The following is a 16,247-nucleotide window of genomic DNA, read 5'->3' as shown; positions in this document are numbered from 1 at the left end:
GGGATGCTCACTGTGCAACCAAAATATATTGCGTGGGCGAAAGCGAGAGGGAGCATGGCTCCCTCAGGATTATTTCTGCATTTCTCGTTCAACGCGTTTTGCAACACCAGGCATGACTTTTTCTGGGTCAGTACCCGTCCAGACTTTTTTCAAGCCATCATTCAGGATGCTATTCCACTTGGCGGTATTGGAGCCTGCGGTTGGATATTTATGTGAGAAAGCCAATGAATCGATATAGGCTGAAACATCAATACCCTTAAAGCCTTCAGCCCACTCTTTGGCCACTTTTTGGTTCGCAGGGATCACGACTTTTCCCGTAGCCAGCGTCTGCTGCGCATGCTCAGAACTCATGAACTCAATGAACTTCCACGCCGCATCTTTATGCTGACTTTTTGCTGACATGGCAAATGCCAGGCTATGGGATACACCTGCCTGCTCTGCCATTTTAGGCATTGGTACCACGCCGATGTGATCCTTAATCAGCTCATTTTGAGAGAAGGGTAATGCCCACCATGAGCCTGCGTAGACCATGGCTACCCGGTTTGACTGGAAGACATCCGAGGCTTCCATCTCGCCTGGCGGTTGGATTAGTCCCGCGTTCAGCATGCCTTGAACATCGCGATAGACGGCGATGGCTTTGTCATTGGCAACATCCGTTTTGCCCTCAGGCAGGACAATCTTATCGCCAGCCTGTAATAGCAGGTTAAAATAACTGTCCTGTCCGCTGCTGAATTCCATTGCCAGTGGATAAGACTGTTTATCCAGCCCTTTACGCAACTGCGCTGATTTTTGTTTTAAATCGTCCCATGTCCAGTTTTTATCGGGATAGCTCACGCCAGCCTGATCGAACATTTTTTTGTTGTACCAGACGGCAATTGCATCAATATCCCTTGGGATGGCATATTGCTGCGACTGGTATTGATAGGCATCGACTGAACTTTTAACAAAATCATCCAGTTTCGGCGCTGATTTCTCTTTCAGATAATTGCTCAGTGGTTCCAGCATGCCATTTTTAACATATTGCTGGAAATTAGGCATATTCATCCAGAATACATCCGGTGCTACATTTCCACCGACTGCTGAACTTAGCTTGATAAAATATTGGTCATAAGGTGTTAATTCAATTTCGACTTTGATGCCAGGGTTGTTTTTTTCGAATTCATTAACGAGCTGTTGTTCGCCAGGGAGTTGATTACGGTCCCATAACGTGTAGCGTAATTTAACAGGCTTTGCGTCCGATTGGCCTTCAGCACTCGCGACGACAGGAGTTGCCAGTAAACAGGAAATAAGACAGGCCAATGCGACATTATTTTTATTCAGGGTATACATAACTTCCCTCTTTATTCAGGTCAGAATGCTTATGAGGTAAATTACAGGAGCCTATGAATAATCTGTTTTACATCGGAGAAAGTCAAAGCGGTAAAAAATAGGGGATTATCGCATTAAAACAAGGTCGTCTTTCGGTAGGTTTCTCTTTTATCAAAACGAAAATATAACATAAAACAATGGCGATGTTATTTCGTTTAATTTCATGTTGTTAGGTTCATTTTGTGGGTTTGAATCGAAAAAAACAGATGTTTAAAAAAACCTCTTAAAATGCGAACGTTATCACTTTATTTGTTGTTACATAGACATAAAAAACGGGGATAAATCCCCGTTTTTTCGTTGGCTTTCGTTTCGATAATCAGGTCACTGGCGCCGGGTTAAACACCGCCAGCTGGTTATGCAGTCCCCACTGGTCCGAGAAGGTTTTCTTACGCCCGCTGGCGACGTCGAGAATAAATTCGAACAGTTTCAGACCCACATCTTCAATGGTTTCTTCTCCGGTGGCGATGGTGCCCGCGTTAATGTCCATCAGGTCAAACCAACGGTTGGCCAGCTCGGTGCGTGTCGCCATTTTAATCACCGGCACGGCCATCAGGCCATACGGCGTACCGCGACCGGTGGTGAACACCTGCACGGTGATCCCGGAAGCGACCTGCTGTGTACCGCAAACAAAATCACTGGCGGGGGTTGCAGCGTAAATCAGGCCACGTTTGGTTGGACGCTGACCCGGCGACAATACTTCGACAATCGCGCTCTTGCCAGACTTGGCAATCGAACCCAGCGCCTTTTCCACCACGTTTGCCAGGCCGCCTTTCTTGTTGCCCGGAGAAGGGTTGGCGCTGCGATCCGTTTTGCCCATATCAAGGTAGTTATCGTACCAGGCCATCTCTTCGAGCAGGCGTTTACCTACTTCTTCGTTAATCGCACGTGGGGTCAGAAGGTGGATGGCATCGCGCACTTCGGTTACTTCAGAGAACATTACGGTCGCGCCGCAGCGTACTAACAGGTCGGAGGCATAACCCACCGCCGGGTTGGCCGTCACGCCGGAGAACGCATCGCTACCGCCGCACTGCATGCCGACCACCAGTTCTGAAGCCGGACAGGTTTCACGTTGGCGCTGATTGAGTTTTGCCAGGTGACGTTCGGCCACCTGCAGAATATCGGTGACCATCGATTGAAAGCCGACGTGCTTTTCATCCTGCAGGCTGACGATACTGGCGCTGTCGACCGGAATACTTTTCACGTCGTACGTGCCTTCCAGCAACCGCTCTGGCTGCAGTTTTTCGCAACCGAGGCCGATGACCATCACTTCACCGCCAAAATTTGGGTTAAGCGCAATATTGTGAATGGTGCGAATCGGCACGATGGCGGCTGGAGCATTGATCGCCACGCCGCAGCCGTAGAGATGATTGAGCCCCACCACACCGTCGACGTTCGGGTATTTAGGCAGCAGATCGCGCTCAATGATTTTCACCACATAATCCACCACGCCCGCTACGCAGTGCACGCTGGTGGAGATACCGAGTAGATTTTTGGTACCAACGCTACCGTCAGCATTGCGGTAACCTTCAAAGGTATAACCCTCAAGAGGCGGCAGCGGCTCTGGCACTTTAGTTGCCAGCGGCAGCGTCTCCAGCGGCGGGGCTTTGGGCAGCTCAACCATTGATTCATCAATCCAGCTGCCGCGTGGGATATCGCGAACGGCATAGCCTATCACTTCGCCATAACGCACGATTTCGCCATGAACAGGAATATCCAATAGCGCCACTTTATGACCCTGGGGAATATGTTCAATGAGTTCCAGTCCGTCCGGAAAACGCGTTCCGGCTTTCAGACCATTGTCATTGACAATTATCGCCACATTATCTGTTTCGTGAACTTTAATATAAAACGCCGTTGGCGATTCTTGTCTGATTTCGATGTCGGCCATTGTCCAGTATTCTCCAACAAGGTGGTGATAATAGTGTGGATATTTATATTTTGAATCTAATTGTAAGTAATAAAGATTCGGTATCGTGAAATAAGAATGTCAGGAGTTTAACGTGAAGAATGTGACGATGATCACTTAAACTCAGTAAGGCCGCGTCACCAGTGGTAGCAATACGTAAATGTGTGCATTAGCGCCCATGCTTGTGTGCATATGCCCAAAACATTAATTTAATAACGTGTATTTAATGAGCACTTGCACAATGATTAACGTTGTGCTGATGATTATACTAAATCACGGTTTCATAACGTCTGATAAATTATTATCTATTTTTATTATCGGTAATTTATCACGAGAAACACCCACAAAATAATAATAAAAACCTTTTATGTGCCCGAGGTAAATAGAATGATATTGGATACAGTTGTCGAGAAAAAGAAAGGTACGCACACCCGTTATTTAATATTGCTGATAATATTTATTGTTACAGCCGTTAACTATGCGGACCGTGCGACGCTGTCTATTGCCGGAACTGAAGTGGCGAAAGAGTTACATCTCAGCGCCATCTCAATGGGTTACATTTTCTCAGCCTTCGGCTGGGCTTACCTGTTGATGCAAATCCCCGGCGGCTGGCTGCTGGATAAATTCGGCTCGAAGAAAGTCTACACCTACAGTTTGTTCTTCTGGTCACTGTTTACCTTCCTGCAGGGCTTTGTGGACATGTTCCCGCTGGCCTGGGCGGGTATTTCAATGTTCATCATGCGCTTTATGCTGGGCTTCTCGGAAGCGCCATCCTTCCCGGCTAATGCCCGTATCGTGGCAGCCTGGTTCCCAACGAAAGAGCGCGGCACGGCATCCGCGATTTTTAACTCCGCACAGTATTTCTCCCTGGCGCTGTTTTCCCCGCTGCTCGGCTGGCTGACCTTCGCCTGGGGCTGGGAGCACGTCTTTACCGTGATGGGCGTGATTGGTTTTGTGCTTACCGGACTGTGGGTAAAGTTTATTCATAACCCAACCGATCACCCGCGCATGTCGCAAGAAGAGTTGAAGTTTATCTCTGAAAACGGCGCGGTCGTGGATATGGACCATAAAAAGCCGGGCGATGTGAAGTCAGGTGGTCCTAAACTGCATTATATCAAGCAGTTGCTCACGAACCGTATGATGCTTGGTGTGTTCTTTGGCCAGTATTTTATCAACACTATTACCTGGTTTTTTCTCACCTGGTTCCCGATTTACCTGGTTCAGGAAAAAGGTATGTCGATTCTGAAAGTGGGCCTGGTGGCTTCGATTCCGGCACTGTGTGGGTTTTTCGGTGGCGTGCTCGGCGGCGTGTTCTCTGATTATCTGATTAAACGTGGTTTCAGCATTACCCTGGCGCGTAAGCTGCCGATAGTGCTCGGCATGTTGCTCGCATCGACCATTATTCTGTGTAACTACACCGATAATACCGCTCTTGTGGTGGCGCTGATGGCGCTGGCGTTCTTCGGTAAAGGTTTCGGCGCGCTGGGTTGGCCGGTGATTTCCGATACCGCGCCGAAAGAGATTGTCGGTCTGTGCGGTGGGGTATTTAACGTATTTGGCAACGTGGCTTCCATCGTCACCCCGCTGGTGATTGGGTATCTGGTGAGCGAGCTGCACTCATTTAATGCTGCGCTGATGTTTGTAGGGTGCTCGGCGCTGATGGCAATGGTTTGCTACCTGTTTATTGTCGGTGACATTAAACGTATGGAATTGCAGAAATAAACAAAGGTATAGGCGATGAATAACACGATTTTCCCGAATAAGTTTAAAGCGGCCCTCGCGGCGCAACAAATTCAGATTGGCTGCTGGTCTGCATTGGCCAGCCCAATCAGTACCGAAGTTTTAGGCCTGGCAGGTTTTGACTGGCTGGTACTGGATGGCGAACATGCGCCGAATGATATCTCGACGTTTATTCCGCAATTGATGGCGCTGAAAGGCAGCGACAGCGCGGCGGTAGTGCGTGTACCAACCAACGAGCCGGTAATTATCAAGCGTCTGCTGGATATCGGGTTTTACAACTTCCTGATCCCGTTCGTTGAGACGGAAGAAGAAGCGGTTAACGCTGTGGCGTCGACCCGCTATCCGCCGGAAGGTATTCGCGGCGTGTCCGTATCCCATCGCGCCAATATGTTTGGCACCGTACCGGACTACTTTGCGCAGTCGAATAAGAACATCACCATCATCGTGCAGATCGAAAGTCAGCAGGGCGTTGATAACGTTGACGCAATCGCGGCGACAGAAGGCGTTGACGGTGTCTTCGTCGGACCAAGCGATCTGGCCGCGGCGCTAGGTCACCTCGGCAATGCGTCACATCCTGATGTGCAGAAAGCTATCCAGCACATTTTTGCCCGCGCGAAAGCACACGGCAAACCAAGCGGCATTCTGGCCCCGGTAGAGGCGGATGCGCGTCGTTATCTGGAGTGGGGCGCGACGTTTGTTGCTGTTGGCAGCGACCTTGGCGTGTTCCGTTCAGCCACGCAGAAACTGGCTGATTCTTTTAAGAAATAACCACCATCGACAGTAGAGAGAGATAAAGACATGACAATGAAAGTTGGTTTTATTGGCCTTGGTATTATGGGTAAACCAATGAGTAAAAACCTCCTCAAGGCAGGTTACTCGCTGGTGGTTGCTGACCGTAACCCGGAATCCATTGCGGAAGTAATTGCCGCAGGCGCTGAAACTGCCGCCACGGCGAAAGATATCGCTGAGCAGTGTGATGTGATCATCACCATGCTGCCGAACTCTCCGCATGTTAAGGAAGTGGCACTGGGTGAAGGCGGCATTATTGAAGGGGCGAAACCGGGCACAGTGCTTATCGACATGAGCTCCATCGCGCCGTTAGCCAGCCGTGAAATTAGCGATGCGCTGAAAGCGAAAGGCGTGGATATGCTGGATGCGCCGGTCAGCGGCGGCGAGCCAAAAGCGATTGACGGCACGTTGTCGGTGATGGTCGGCGGCGATAAAGCGATTTTCGACAAGTACTACGATCTGCTGAAAGCGATGGCAGGCTCCGTGGTGCATACCGGTGAAATTGGCGCGGGTAACGTCACCAAGCTGGCGAATCAGGTGATTGTGGCGCTGAACATTGCCGCGATGTCTGAAGCGCTGACGCTGGCGACCAAAGCGGGTGTGAATCCGGATCTGGTGTATCAGGCGATCCGTGGCGGGCTGGCAGGCAGCACCGTGCTGGATGCAAAAGCGCCGATGGTGATGGATCGCAACTTTAAACCAGGTTTCCGTATTGACCTGCATATCAAAGACCTGGCGAACGCGCTGGATACCTCTCATGGCGTTGGCGCTCAGTTGCCGCTGACTGCAGCAGTCATGGAGATGATGCAGGCGCTACGCGCAGATGGATTGGGTACTGCCGATCACAGTGCGCTCGCATGCTACTACGAAAAACTGGCGAAAGTGGAAGTCACTCGCTAACAAGAAGGGCGCGGATGTGCGCCCTGTATTTCTTGCCTTGCGCGGCACAGTCAGGCTACATAACTATGAAAATCGTAATTGCCCCAGACTCTTATAAAGAAAGCCTTTCTGCCACCGAGGTAGCTCAGGCAATAGAAAAAGGATTTCGGGAAATTTTCCCCGATGCGCAATATGTTTCTGTTCCGGTTGCCGATGGCGGCGAAGGAACGGTTGAAGCCATGATTGCCGCGACGCAAGGGAGTGAACATTCAGCGCAAGTAACGGGGCCGCTGGGCGAAAAAGTGAATGCCTGCTGGGGCATGTCTGGAGATGGTAAAACTGCGTTTATCGAAATGGCGGCAGCCAGCGGTCTGGCGTTGGTGCCTCCTGAAAAGCGCAACCCTTTAGTCACTACGTCACGAGGTACCGGAGAGCTGATTTTGCAGGCGCTGGATAGCGGTGCGCAGAGCATCATTATTGGCATCGGCGGCAGTGCCACCAACGACGGTGGCGCGGGTATGGTGCAGGCGCTGGGGGCAAAACTTTGCGACGCCAACGGGACAGAAATTGGCTATGGTGGTGGAAGCCTGATGAGTCTGAACTCCATCGATATCTCGGGTCTGGATCCGCGCTTAAAAACCTGTTCCATTCGCGTGGCCTGTGATGTGACTAATCCACTCATCGGCGATTCTGGCGCTTCGCGCATTTTTGGCCCGCAGAAAGGGGCGACGGAAGAACGCATTCTCGAACTGGACCGTAATCTGTCTCATTATGCCGACATCATTAAAAAATCGCTGCGGGTCGATGTGAAAGATGTGCCAGGCTCCGGTGCAGCAGGCGGAATGGGCGCGGCATTAATGGCTTTTTTAGGCGCCGAGCTGCGCAGCGGTATCGAGATTGTGACCCAGGCGCTCAATCTGGAAGAGCATATTCACGACTGTACGCTGGTGGTGACCGGCGAAGGGCGGATCGACAGCCAGAGCATTCACGGCAAAGTGCCGGTAGGCGTGGCGAATGTCGCGAAGAAGTACCACAAGCCGGTTATTGGTATTGGCGGCAGCCTGACGCGCGATGTGGAGGTAGTGCATCAATATGGTATCGATGCGGTATTTAGCGTATTGACCAGCATCAGCACGCTGGAAGAGGCCTTCCGTGGGGCATTTGATAATATTTATCGCGCCTCAAGAAACATCGCTGCCACGTTAGCGATAGGAATGCGCAGTGCGGGGTGACATTGCCCCGCAAACCCTCTATACTGCGCGCCGAAGCTGACCAGACAGTCGCCGCTTCGTCGTCGTCCTCTTCGGGGGAGACGGGCGGAGGGGAGGAAAGTCCGGGCTCCATAGGGCAGGGTGCCAGGTAACGCCTGGGGGGGAAACCCACGACCAGTGCAACAGAGAGCAAACCGCCGATGGCCCACGCAAGTGGGATCAGGTAAGGGTGAAAGGGTGCGGTAAGAGCGCACCGCGCGGCTGGTAACAGTCCGTGGCACGGTAAACTCCACCCGGAGCAAGGCCAAATAGGGGTTCACAAGGTACGGCCCGTACTGAACCCGGGTAGGCTGCTTGAGCCAGTGAGCGATTGCTGGCCTAGATGAATGACTGTCCACGACAGAACCCGGCTTATCGGTCAGCTTCACTCTTTAATAAAACCCCGCTTCGGCGGGGTTTTTGCTTTCTGGGTAAGCCAGATGAATGACTGTCCACGACGCTATGCTCAAAAGAACGCGGCTTATCGGTCAGCTTCACTCTTTATAAGGCCTCGCTTCGGCGGGGTTTTTGCTTTCTGGGCAGGTTGCCATGCCTGATGGCGCTGCGCTTATCAGGCCTACTGGGGGAGAGAGTGGTTTTGTAGGCCGGATAAGGTGTTTACACCGCCATCCGGCAGAAGTTTTACAGCGAGCATTGAGATTGGTTTTCGAGGATGCAGGCGCTTATTTCCTTCTTATCTAATTTTTATATCCCTATTATTTAGGTACCGAATTTCTTTTATCTGAGGGGAATTTGTCGGTGGATATTTCTAATTTTGTGACGGCCAACACAAAACGCTGTGAGATACGTTTTTCTCGAGAATAATCGAACGCAATCGATCGCCATCACAAAATTACTTGCTAATAAATCGCACAAAATCAGTGTTAATATAATGTTGCATATGATAATTGTTTGTATTTTTTAGATTGAATTTTAATAAATGCAATGTTTCTTTACAAACAAATGTGGCGAAAAAATGTGATGCATAACGTTATTTAATCGCCATAATCATTAAAATATAATTAAATTTGATAAGTTGTTTATTAAATTTAAGCGCCATCTTGCCTGATAATTGTTCTGTAATTGATTGAAATATAGCCTTTCATGGTTTTAAAAAATAGTGGAAAAAATGGGGGTGTTATAGCCATAAAAAATCGTTATCCCCCCATCTTTTTTTGACTAAAGTCAGGATAAAGTGAGATCGATAATTCATATCTATATGATTATTAAGTGATTTAAATTTTAACGATAGTCTTACAAAATGTAAGTCAAGGGGATTTGTGAGGGGTAGCACATATCCTTGTTCGCTTAATTTGGTACACTTCCTGCCGTCAACAAAGTAATTAACGCAGGTCGATATGAATACTATTACACTCCCTAAAACACAGCACTTAGTGGTCTTTCAGGAAGTCATTAGAAGCGGTTCTATCGGCTCAGCTGCAAAAGAATTAGGTTTAACTCAACCGGCTGTCAGCAAAATCATTAATGATGTAGAGGCTTATTTCGGTATTGAGTTAGTTGTACGTAAAAATACTGGTGTGACATTGACTCAGGCAGGGCAGGTGATGCTCTCATGGTCTGAATCTATTACCCGTGAAATGAAAAACATGGTTGATGAGATGAACAGCATGACGAGCAACGCGGTCGTTGATGTGTCGTTTGGCTTTCCTTCACTGATTGCCTTCACCATCATGTCCGGCATGATTAAAAAATTCAAAGAAGTGTTCCCGAAGGCGCAGGTTTCTATGTATGAAGCTCAGCTCTCCTCCTTCTTACCGGCAATCCGTGACGGACGTCTGGATTTCGCCATCGGTACGCTGAGTGATGAGATGAAACTGCACGATCTGCATGTTGAGCCGCTCTTTGAGTCAGACTTTATCCTGGTTGCCAGCAAGTCCCGAACATGCACCGGCATCACCTCGCTGAGCGCGTTGAAAAACGAACAGTGGGTGTTGCCACAAACGAATATGGGGTACTACAGCGAACTTCTTACCACGTTACAGAATAATGGCATCAGCAGTGAAAACATCGTTAAAACAGACTCTGTCGTTACGATTTATAATCTTGTTCTCAATGCTGATTTCTTAACAGTAATTCCCTGCGATATGACCACACCGTTTGGCTCAAACCAGTTTATTACTATCCCGGTAGAAGAAACCTTACCCGTCGCGCGCTATGCCGCCGTGTGGTCGAAAAATTATCGAATTAAAAAAGCAGCATCTATTTTGGTGGAATTAGCCAAAGAATATTCATCATATAATTGTCGGAGACGAAGGCAATTAATTGAAATTGATTAAAGATTGAATTTGTTTTAACACGAAATAAACGCCATTTGTCTATATCTGACAATGGTCACGGCTATCTATTTACTTTAATACCCAGGTAAGAGGTTCTAATGCACATTACATACGATCTCCCAGTTGCAATTGAAGATATCCTCGAAGCGAAAAAAAGACTTGCGGGGAAAATTTATAAAACGGGAATGCCTCGCTCTAACTATTTTAGTGAACGTTGCAAAGGGGAAATTTTCCTCAAGTTTGAAAACATGCAGCGTACCGGTTCATTTAAAATCCGTGGTGCTTTTAACAAGCTCAGTTCATTAACCGAAGCTGAAAGATGTAAGGGCGTGGTGGCTTGCTCTGCAGGTAACCATGCGCAAGGTGTTTCTCTCTCCTGCGCTATGCTCGGAATCGACGGCAAAGTGGTGATGCCGAAAGGCGCACCGAAGTCTAAAGTAGCGGCAACCTGCGATTATTCCGCAGAAGTTGTACTGCACGGCGACAACTTCAACGACACCATCGCTAAGGTTAGCGAGATTGTGGAAACTGAAGGCCGCATCTTTATTCCACCCTATGATGACCCGAAAGTTATTGCTGGTCAGGGCACTATTGGTCTGGAAATTCTGGAAGACTTGTACGATGTCGATAACGTGATTGTGCCAATTGGCGGTGGTGGACTGATTGCTGGTATTGCGGTGGCAATTAAGTCTATTAACCCGACCATTAAAATTATTGGCGTGCAGTCTGAAAACGTTCACGGCATGGCGGCTTCTTTCCACGCTGGAGAAATAACCACGCACCGAACGACCGGCACCCTGGCGGATGGTTGTGACGTTTCCCGCCCGGGTACTTTAACGTATGAAATTGTTCGTGAGTTGGTGGATGACATTGTCCTGGTCAGCGAAGATGAAATTCGCAACAGCATGGTGGCATTAATTCAGCGAAATAAAGTTGTGACTGAAGGTGCCGGCGCGCTGGCATGCGCAGCATTATTAAGCGGGAAATTAGATAGCTATATCCAGAACAGAAAAACAGTCAGCATTATTTCTGGCGGTAATATCGACCTTTCTCGTGTATCTCAAATTACTGGTTTAGTTGACGCTTAATATACTTCGTTGAGGATAGGATATGAGTACTACTGATAGCATTGTATCCAGCCAGACAAAACAGTCGTCCTGGCGCAAATCGGACACCACCTGGACACTGGGTTTATTTGGTACAGCCATCGGCGCTGGGGTGCTGTTCTTCCCTATCCGCGCAGGTTTTGGCGGACTGATCCCCATTCTGATCATGCTGGTGTTAGCATACCCCATCGCTTTCTATTGCCACCGTGCGCTGGCACGCCTGTGTCTTTCCGGTTCTAACCCTTCCGGCAACATCACAGAAACGGTTGAAGAGCACTTTGGTAAAACGGGCGGCGTGGTTATCACGTTCCTCTACTTCTTTGCGATTTGTCCGCTGCTGTGGATTTATGGCGTCACCATTACCAACACCTTTATGACCTTCTGGGAAAACCAGCTGCAGATGCCCGCGCTGAACCGTGGCTTCGTGGCGTTGTTCCTGTTGCTGCTGATGGCATTCGTCATCTGGTTTGGTAAAGATCTGATGGTTAAAGTGATGAGCTACCTGGTATGGCCGTTCATTGCCAGCCTGGTGCTTATTTCTCTGTCCCTGATCCCTTACTGGAACTCTGCGGTTATCGATCAGGTTGATATCAGCAATATCGCCCTGACTGGCCATGACGGCATCCTGGTTACCGTATGGCTGGGTATTTCCATCATGGTGTTCTCTTTCAACTTCTCGCCAATCGTTTCTTCCTTCGTCGTCTCTAAACGTGAAGAGTATGAGAAAGATTACGGTCGTGAATTTACCGAGCAGAAGTGTTCCAAAATCATCTCCCGCGCCAGTATGCTGATGGTTGCGGTGGTAATGTTCTTCGCCTTTAGCTGCCTGTTCACGCTGTCTCCGGCAAACATGGCGGATGCGAAAGCGCAAAACATTCCTGTGCTGTCTTACCTGGCAAACCACTTCGCTTCACTGTCCGGTACGAAGTCCACCTTCGCAACTGTTCTGGAGTACGGTGCTTCAATCATCGCCCTGGTTGCTATCTTCAAATCTTTCTTCGGCCACTATCTGGGCACGCTGGAAGGTCTGAATGGTCTGGTGCTGAAGTTTGGTTATAAAGGCGATAAAACGAAAGTTTCTGCCGGCAAACTTAATACCATCAGCATGATCTTCATCATGGGATCCACCTGGGTTGTGGCTTACGCCAACCCGAACATCCTGGACCTGATTGAAGCAATGGGCGCGCCGATTATTGCCTCTCTGCTCTGCCTGCTGCCGATGTATGCCATCCGTAAAGCGCCATCACTGGCGAAATACCGTGGCCGTCTGGATAACGTGTTTGTTACCGTGATTGGTCTGCTGACCATCCTGAACATCGTCTACAAACTGTTTTAATCCTTAAGCTCAGGATGAGCGGAGTAGTGAAATGAATGAGTTTCCGGTAGTACTGGTTATTAACTGTGGTTCGTCTTCCATTAAATTCTCAGTGCTGGATGCAGCAAACTGTGAAGTTTTAATGGCGGGAATTGCAGACGGTATTAACTCTGAAAATGCGTTCATAGCAATTAATGGAGGAGAGCCAGCTAAGCTGGCTCACCACAGCTACGAAGACGCATTAAAAGCAATTGCCGTTGAACTGGAGAAACGTAATTTAATGGACAGCGTGGCCTTAATTGGCCACCGCATTGCCCACGGCGGAAATATCTTTACCGAATCAGCAATTATTACTGACGAAGTTATCGACAATATTCGCCGGGTATCGCCATTAGCACCGCTACATAATTATGCGAACCTGAGCGGGATTGAATCTGCTCAGCACCTTTTCCCAGGCGTGCAGCAGGTCGCGGTATTTGATACCAGCTTCCACCAGACGATGGCCCCTGAGGCCTATCTGTACGGTTTACCGTGGAAATATTATGAGGAGTTGGGCGTTCGTCGTTATGGCTTCCACGGCACGTCGCATCGCTATGTTTCTCAGCGAGCGCATGAGCTTCTCGAACTGCAGAGTGATGACTCCGGTCTGGTTGTAGCGCACCTGGGCAACGGCGCGTCAATCTGTGCGGTACGTAATGGACAGAGCGTTGATACCTCAATGGGCATGACGCCGCTGGAAGGGCTGATGATGGGCACACGCAGCGGCGACGTCGATTTCGGCGCGATGGCGTGGATTGCCAGCGAAACCAACCAGACGCTGAGCGACCTTGAGCGCGTAGTGAATAAAGAGTCCGGTTTACTGGGTATTTCCGGTTTGTCCTCTGACTTACGTACGTTAGAAAAAGCCTGGCACGAAGGACATGAGCGTGCGCAGCTGGCGATTAAAACGTTTGTGCATCGTATTGCACGCCATATCGCCGGACATGCCGCATCGCTGCATCGTCTTGATGGGATTATTTTCACCGGCGGAATTGGTGAGAACTCGGTATTAATTCGTCGTCTGGTTATTGAACATCTCTCCGTTTTAGGGGTGAATATCGACAGCGAAATGAATAGCCTGCCAAATTCCCATGGCGAAAGAATTATCTCTAATAAAGATGCTCGTGTTTTTTGTGCGGTTATTCCCACAAATGAAGAGAAAATGATTGCGCGTGATGCCATTGCCTTAGGCAAAATTAATACACCAGTAGAATTTGCATAATTAAATTTCAGCAGAGAGATTATTTTTCATGAAGGTAAATATCGATACCAGCGATATGCTGTATGCCGAAGCCTGGAATGGCTTTAAAGGTACGGACTGGAAAGAAGAAATTAATGTCCGTGATTTTATTCAGCACAACTATACGCCTTATGAAGGGGATGAATCTTTCCTCGCCGAAGCAACGCCTGCGACCACTGCATTGTGGGAAAAAGTCATGGCGGGCATCCGTATTGAAAACTCGACGCACGCGCCGGTTGATTTCGATACCAATATTGCTACCACGATAACCGCGCATGATGCGGGTTATATTGAACAAGAACTGGAAAAAATCGTCGGTCTGCAAACGGATAAGCCGCTCAAGCGTGCTCTGCATCCGTTTGGCGGCATCAATATGATCAAAAGCTCTTTTGATGCTTATGGTCGTGAGATGGATGCTGATTTTGAATACCAGTTTACTGAACTGCGTAAAACCCATAACCAGGGCGTATTCGACGCCTACTCTCCGGATATGCTGCGCTGCCGTAAATCCGGCGTGCTGACCGGCCTGCCGGATGGTTACGGTCGTGGTCGTATCATCGGTGATTATCGCCGCGTCGCGCTGTACGGTATCCGCTATCTGGTGCGTGAGCGTGAACTGCAGTTTGCCGATCTCCAGTCGAACCTGGAGTGGGGCCAGAATCTTGAAGCCACGATTCGTCTGCGCGAAGAGCTGTCTGAACACCGTCGCGCCCTGCTGCAAATGCAGGAAATGGCGGCGAAATACGGCTGCGATATCTCCCGTCCGGCGCGTAATGCGCAGGAAGCGGTGCAGTGGGTGTACTTTGCTTACCTGGCTGCGGTGAAATCTCAGAACGGTGGTGCTATGTCGCTGGGCCGTACCGCATCGTTCCTCGACATCTACATTGAGCGCGATTTCAAAGCGGGAATTTTAAACGAGCAGCAGGCGCAGGAGCTGATCGACCACTTCATTATGAAGATCCGTATGGTGCGCTTCCTGCGTACGCCGGAATTCGACACCCTGTTCTCAGGCGACCCAATCTGGGCGACCGAAGTTATCGGCGGTATGGGACTGGATGGCCGCACGCTGGTGACGAAAAACTCGTTCCGCTACCTGCATACGCTACACACCATGGGCCCGGCACCTGAGCCGAACCTGACGGTGCTGTGGTCTGAGCAGCTACCGATAGCCTTCAAAAAGTACGCCGCCCAGGTGTCTATCATCACTTCGTCTTTGCAGTATGAAAACGACGATTTGATGCGTGCCGACTTTGACAGCGATGACTATGCCATTGCCTGCTGTGTCAGCCCGATGGTTATCGGCAAGCAAATGCAGTTCTTCGGGGCGCGTGCCAACCTCGCCAAAACGTTGCTGTATGCAATCAACGGCGGCGTGGATGAGAAGCTGAAAATCCAGGTCGGGCCGAAAACGGCACCGCTGATGGATGACGTGTTGGACTACGACACGGTGATGGAGAGCCTGGACCACTTTATGGACTGGCTGGCCGTGCAGTACATCAGTGCGCTGAACATCATCCACTACATGCACGACAAGTACAGCTACGAAGCTTCGCTGATGGCGCTGCACGATCGTGATGTCTATCGCACGATGGCCTGTGGTATGGCGGGTCTGTCCGTGGCGGCGGATTCTCTGTCGGCTATCAAATACGCTCGCGTGAAACCGATTCGTGATGAAAATGGTCTGGCAGTTGATTTCGAAATCGAAGGCGACTATCCGCAATACGGTAACAACGACGAGCGCGTAGACAGCATTGCCTGCGACCTGGTCGAACGCTTTATGAAGAAAATTAAGGTGTTGCCAACCTACCGTAACGCGGTGCCGACGCAGTCCATTCTGACCATTACCTCCAACGTGGTGTACGGACAGAAAACCGGTAACACGCCGGACGGACGTCGCGCAGGTACGCCGTTTGCGCCAGGGGCGAACCCGATGCACGGCCGCGATCGTAAAGGTGCGGTGGCGTCGTTAACCTCGGTTGCCAAACTGCCGTTCACCTATGCCAAAGACGGTATCTCGTACACCTTCTCCATTGTGCCGGCAGCGCTGGGCAAAGAGGATGGAGTGCGTAAAACCAACCTGGTCGGTCTGCTGGACGGTTACTTCCACCATGAAGCACATGTGGAAGGTGGTCAGCATCTAAACGTTAACGTTATGAACCGTGAAATGTTGATGGATGCCATTGAGCACCCGGAAAACTATCCGAACCTGACGATCCGCGTGTCTGGCTATGCGGTGCGCTTCAACGCGCTGACCCGCGAACAGCAGCAGGATGTTATTTCACGTACTTTCACCCAGGCGCTCTGACGCCGGAGGGACT

At 49.7% G+C, this 16,247-nt stretch carries 11 protein-coding genes and 1 other RNA gene; 10 read left to right on the top strand and 2 right to left on the bottom strand.

All coding sequences use genetic code 11. The annotated features are described in order from the left end of the window. Positions 1 to 69: 69 nt before the first annotated feature. Positions 70 to 1,329 carry an ABC transporter substrate-binding protein gene (locus tag BZK40_RS15815; protein WP_071445996.1) on the bottom strand — a complete coding sequence of 420 codons (1,260 nt, stop codon included), beginning with the start codon at positions 1,327 to 1,329 and terminating at the stop codon, positions 70 to 72. A gap of 355 nt (positions 1,330 to 1,684) precedes the next feature. Continuing rightward, positions 1,685 to 3,256: a galactarate dehydratase gene (gene garD, locus BZK40_RS15810; RefSeq protein ID WP_079934943.1), complete on the bottom strand. Its 1,572-nt coding sequence runs from the start codon at positions 3,254 to 3,256 to the stop codon at positions 1,685 to 1,687. Positions 3,257 to 3,661: 405 nt separating this feature from the next. On the opposite strand from garD, the gene garP reads away from it, so the two are divergent. The 10 genes from garP (at position 3,662) to pflB (ending at position 16,234) form a co-directional block, all read left to right on the top strand. Then, positions 3,662 to 4,996 carry a galactarate/glucarate/glycerate transporter GarP gene (gene garP, locus BZK40_RS15800; RefSeq protein ID WP_008785890.1) on the top strand — a complete coding sequence of 445 codons (1,335 nt, stop codon included), beginning with the start codon at positions 3,662 to 3,664 and terminating at the stop codon, positions 4,994 to 4,996. Positions 4,997 to 5,011: 15 nt separating this feature from the next. After that, a complete protein-coding gene (garL, locus tag BZK40_RS15795) occupies positions 5,012 to 5,782 on the top strand; it encodes a 2-dehydro-3-deoxyglucarate aldolase (protein ID WP_008785889.1) in 771 nt (256 codons plus the stop codon). A gap of 30 nt (positions 5,783 to 5,812) precedes the next feature. After that, positions 5,813 to 6,703, top strand: coding sequence for a 2-hydroxy-3-oxopropionate reductase (gene garR / locus BZK40_RS15790; RefSeq protein WP_003828600.1), 891 nt, complete (start codon positions 5,813 to 5,815; stop codon positions 6,701 to 6,703). A gap of 65 nt (positions 6,704 to 6,768) precedes the next feature. Continuing rightward, positions 6,769 to 7,914 carry a glycerate 2-kinase gene (gene garK / locus BZK40_RS15785; protein WP_032934186.1) on the top strand — a complete coding sequence of 382 codons (1,146 nt, stop codon included), beginning with the start codon at positions 6,769 to 6,771 and terminating at the stop codon, positions 7,912 to 7,914. 32 nt (positions 7,915 to 7,946) lie between these two features. After that, positions 7,947 to 8,323: RNase P RNA component class A (gene rnpB, locus BZK40_RS15780), an RNA gene on the top strand. 967 nt (positions 8,324 to 9,290) lie between these two features. Then, the gene (gene tdcA, locus BZK40_RS15775; protein WP_003828596.1) at positions 9,291 to 10,229 is read left to right on the top strand and encodes a transcriptional regulator TdcA; all 939 of its coding nucleotides are present in this window, start codon (positions 9,291 to 9,293) and stop codon (positions 10,227 to 10,229) included. 98 nt (positions 10,230 to 10,327) lie between these two features. Then, the gene (tdcB, locus tag BZK40_RS15770) at positions 10,328 to 11,317 is read left to right on the top strand and encodes a bifunctional threonine ammonia-lyase/L-serine ammonia-lyase TdcB (RefSeq protein ID WP_003828594.1); all 990 of its coding nucleotides are present in this window, start codon (positions 10,328 to 10,330) and stop codon (positions 11,315 to 11,317) included. A gap of 22 nt (positions 11,318 to 11,339) precedes the next feature. Beyond that, a complete protein-coding gene (gene tdcC / locus BZK40_RS15765; RefSeq protein ID WP_008785886.1) occupies positions 11,340 to 12,671 on the top strand; it encodes a threonine/serine transporter TdcC in 1,332 nt (443 codons plus the stop codon). A gap of 31 nt (positions 12,672 to 12,702) precedes the next feature. After that, positions 12,703 to 13,911, top strand: a complete 1,209-nt coding sequence (gene tdcD / locus BZK40_RS15760; RefSeq protein ID WP_079934942.1) for a propionate kinase — start codon at positions 12,703 to 12,705, stop codon at positions 13,909 to 13,911. A 28-nt stretch (positions 13,912 to 13,939) separates the two neighbouring features. Beyond that, entirely contained in the window at positions 13,940 to 16,234 is a 2,295-nt protein-coding gene (gene pflB, locus BZK40_RS15755; protein WP_043017750.1) for a formate C-acetyltransferase, read from the top strand. Positions 16,235 to 16,247 lie beyond the last annotated feature (13 nt).

The organism is Citrobacter portucalensis, assembly GCF_002042885.1.
Lineage (GTDB): Bacteria > Pseudomonadota > Gammaproteobacteria > Enterobacterales > Enterobacteriaceae > Citrobacter > Citrobacter portucalensis.
The sequence above is the reverse complement of the archived record's forward strand: the minus strand, read 5'-3'. Positions and strand labels throughout refer to the sequence as shown.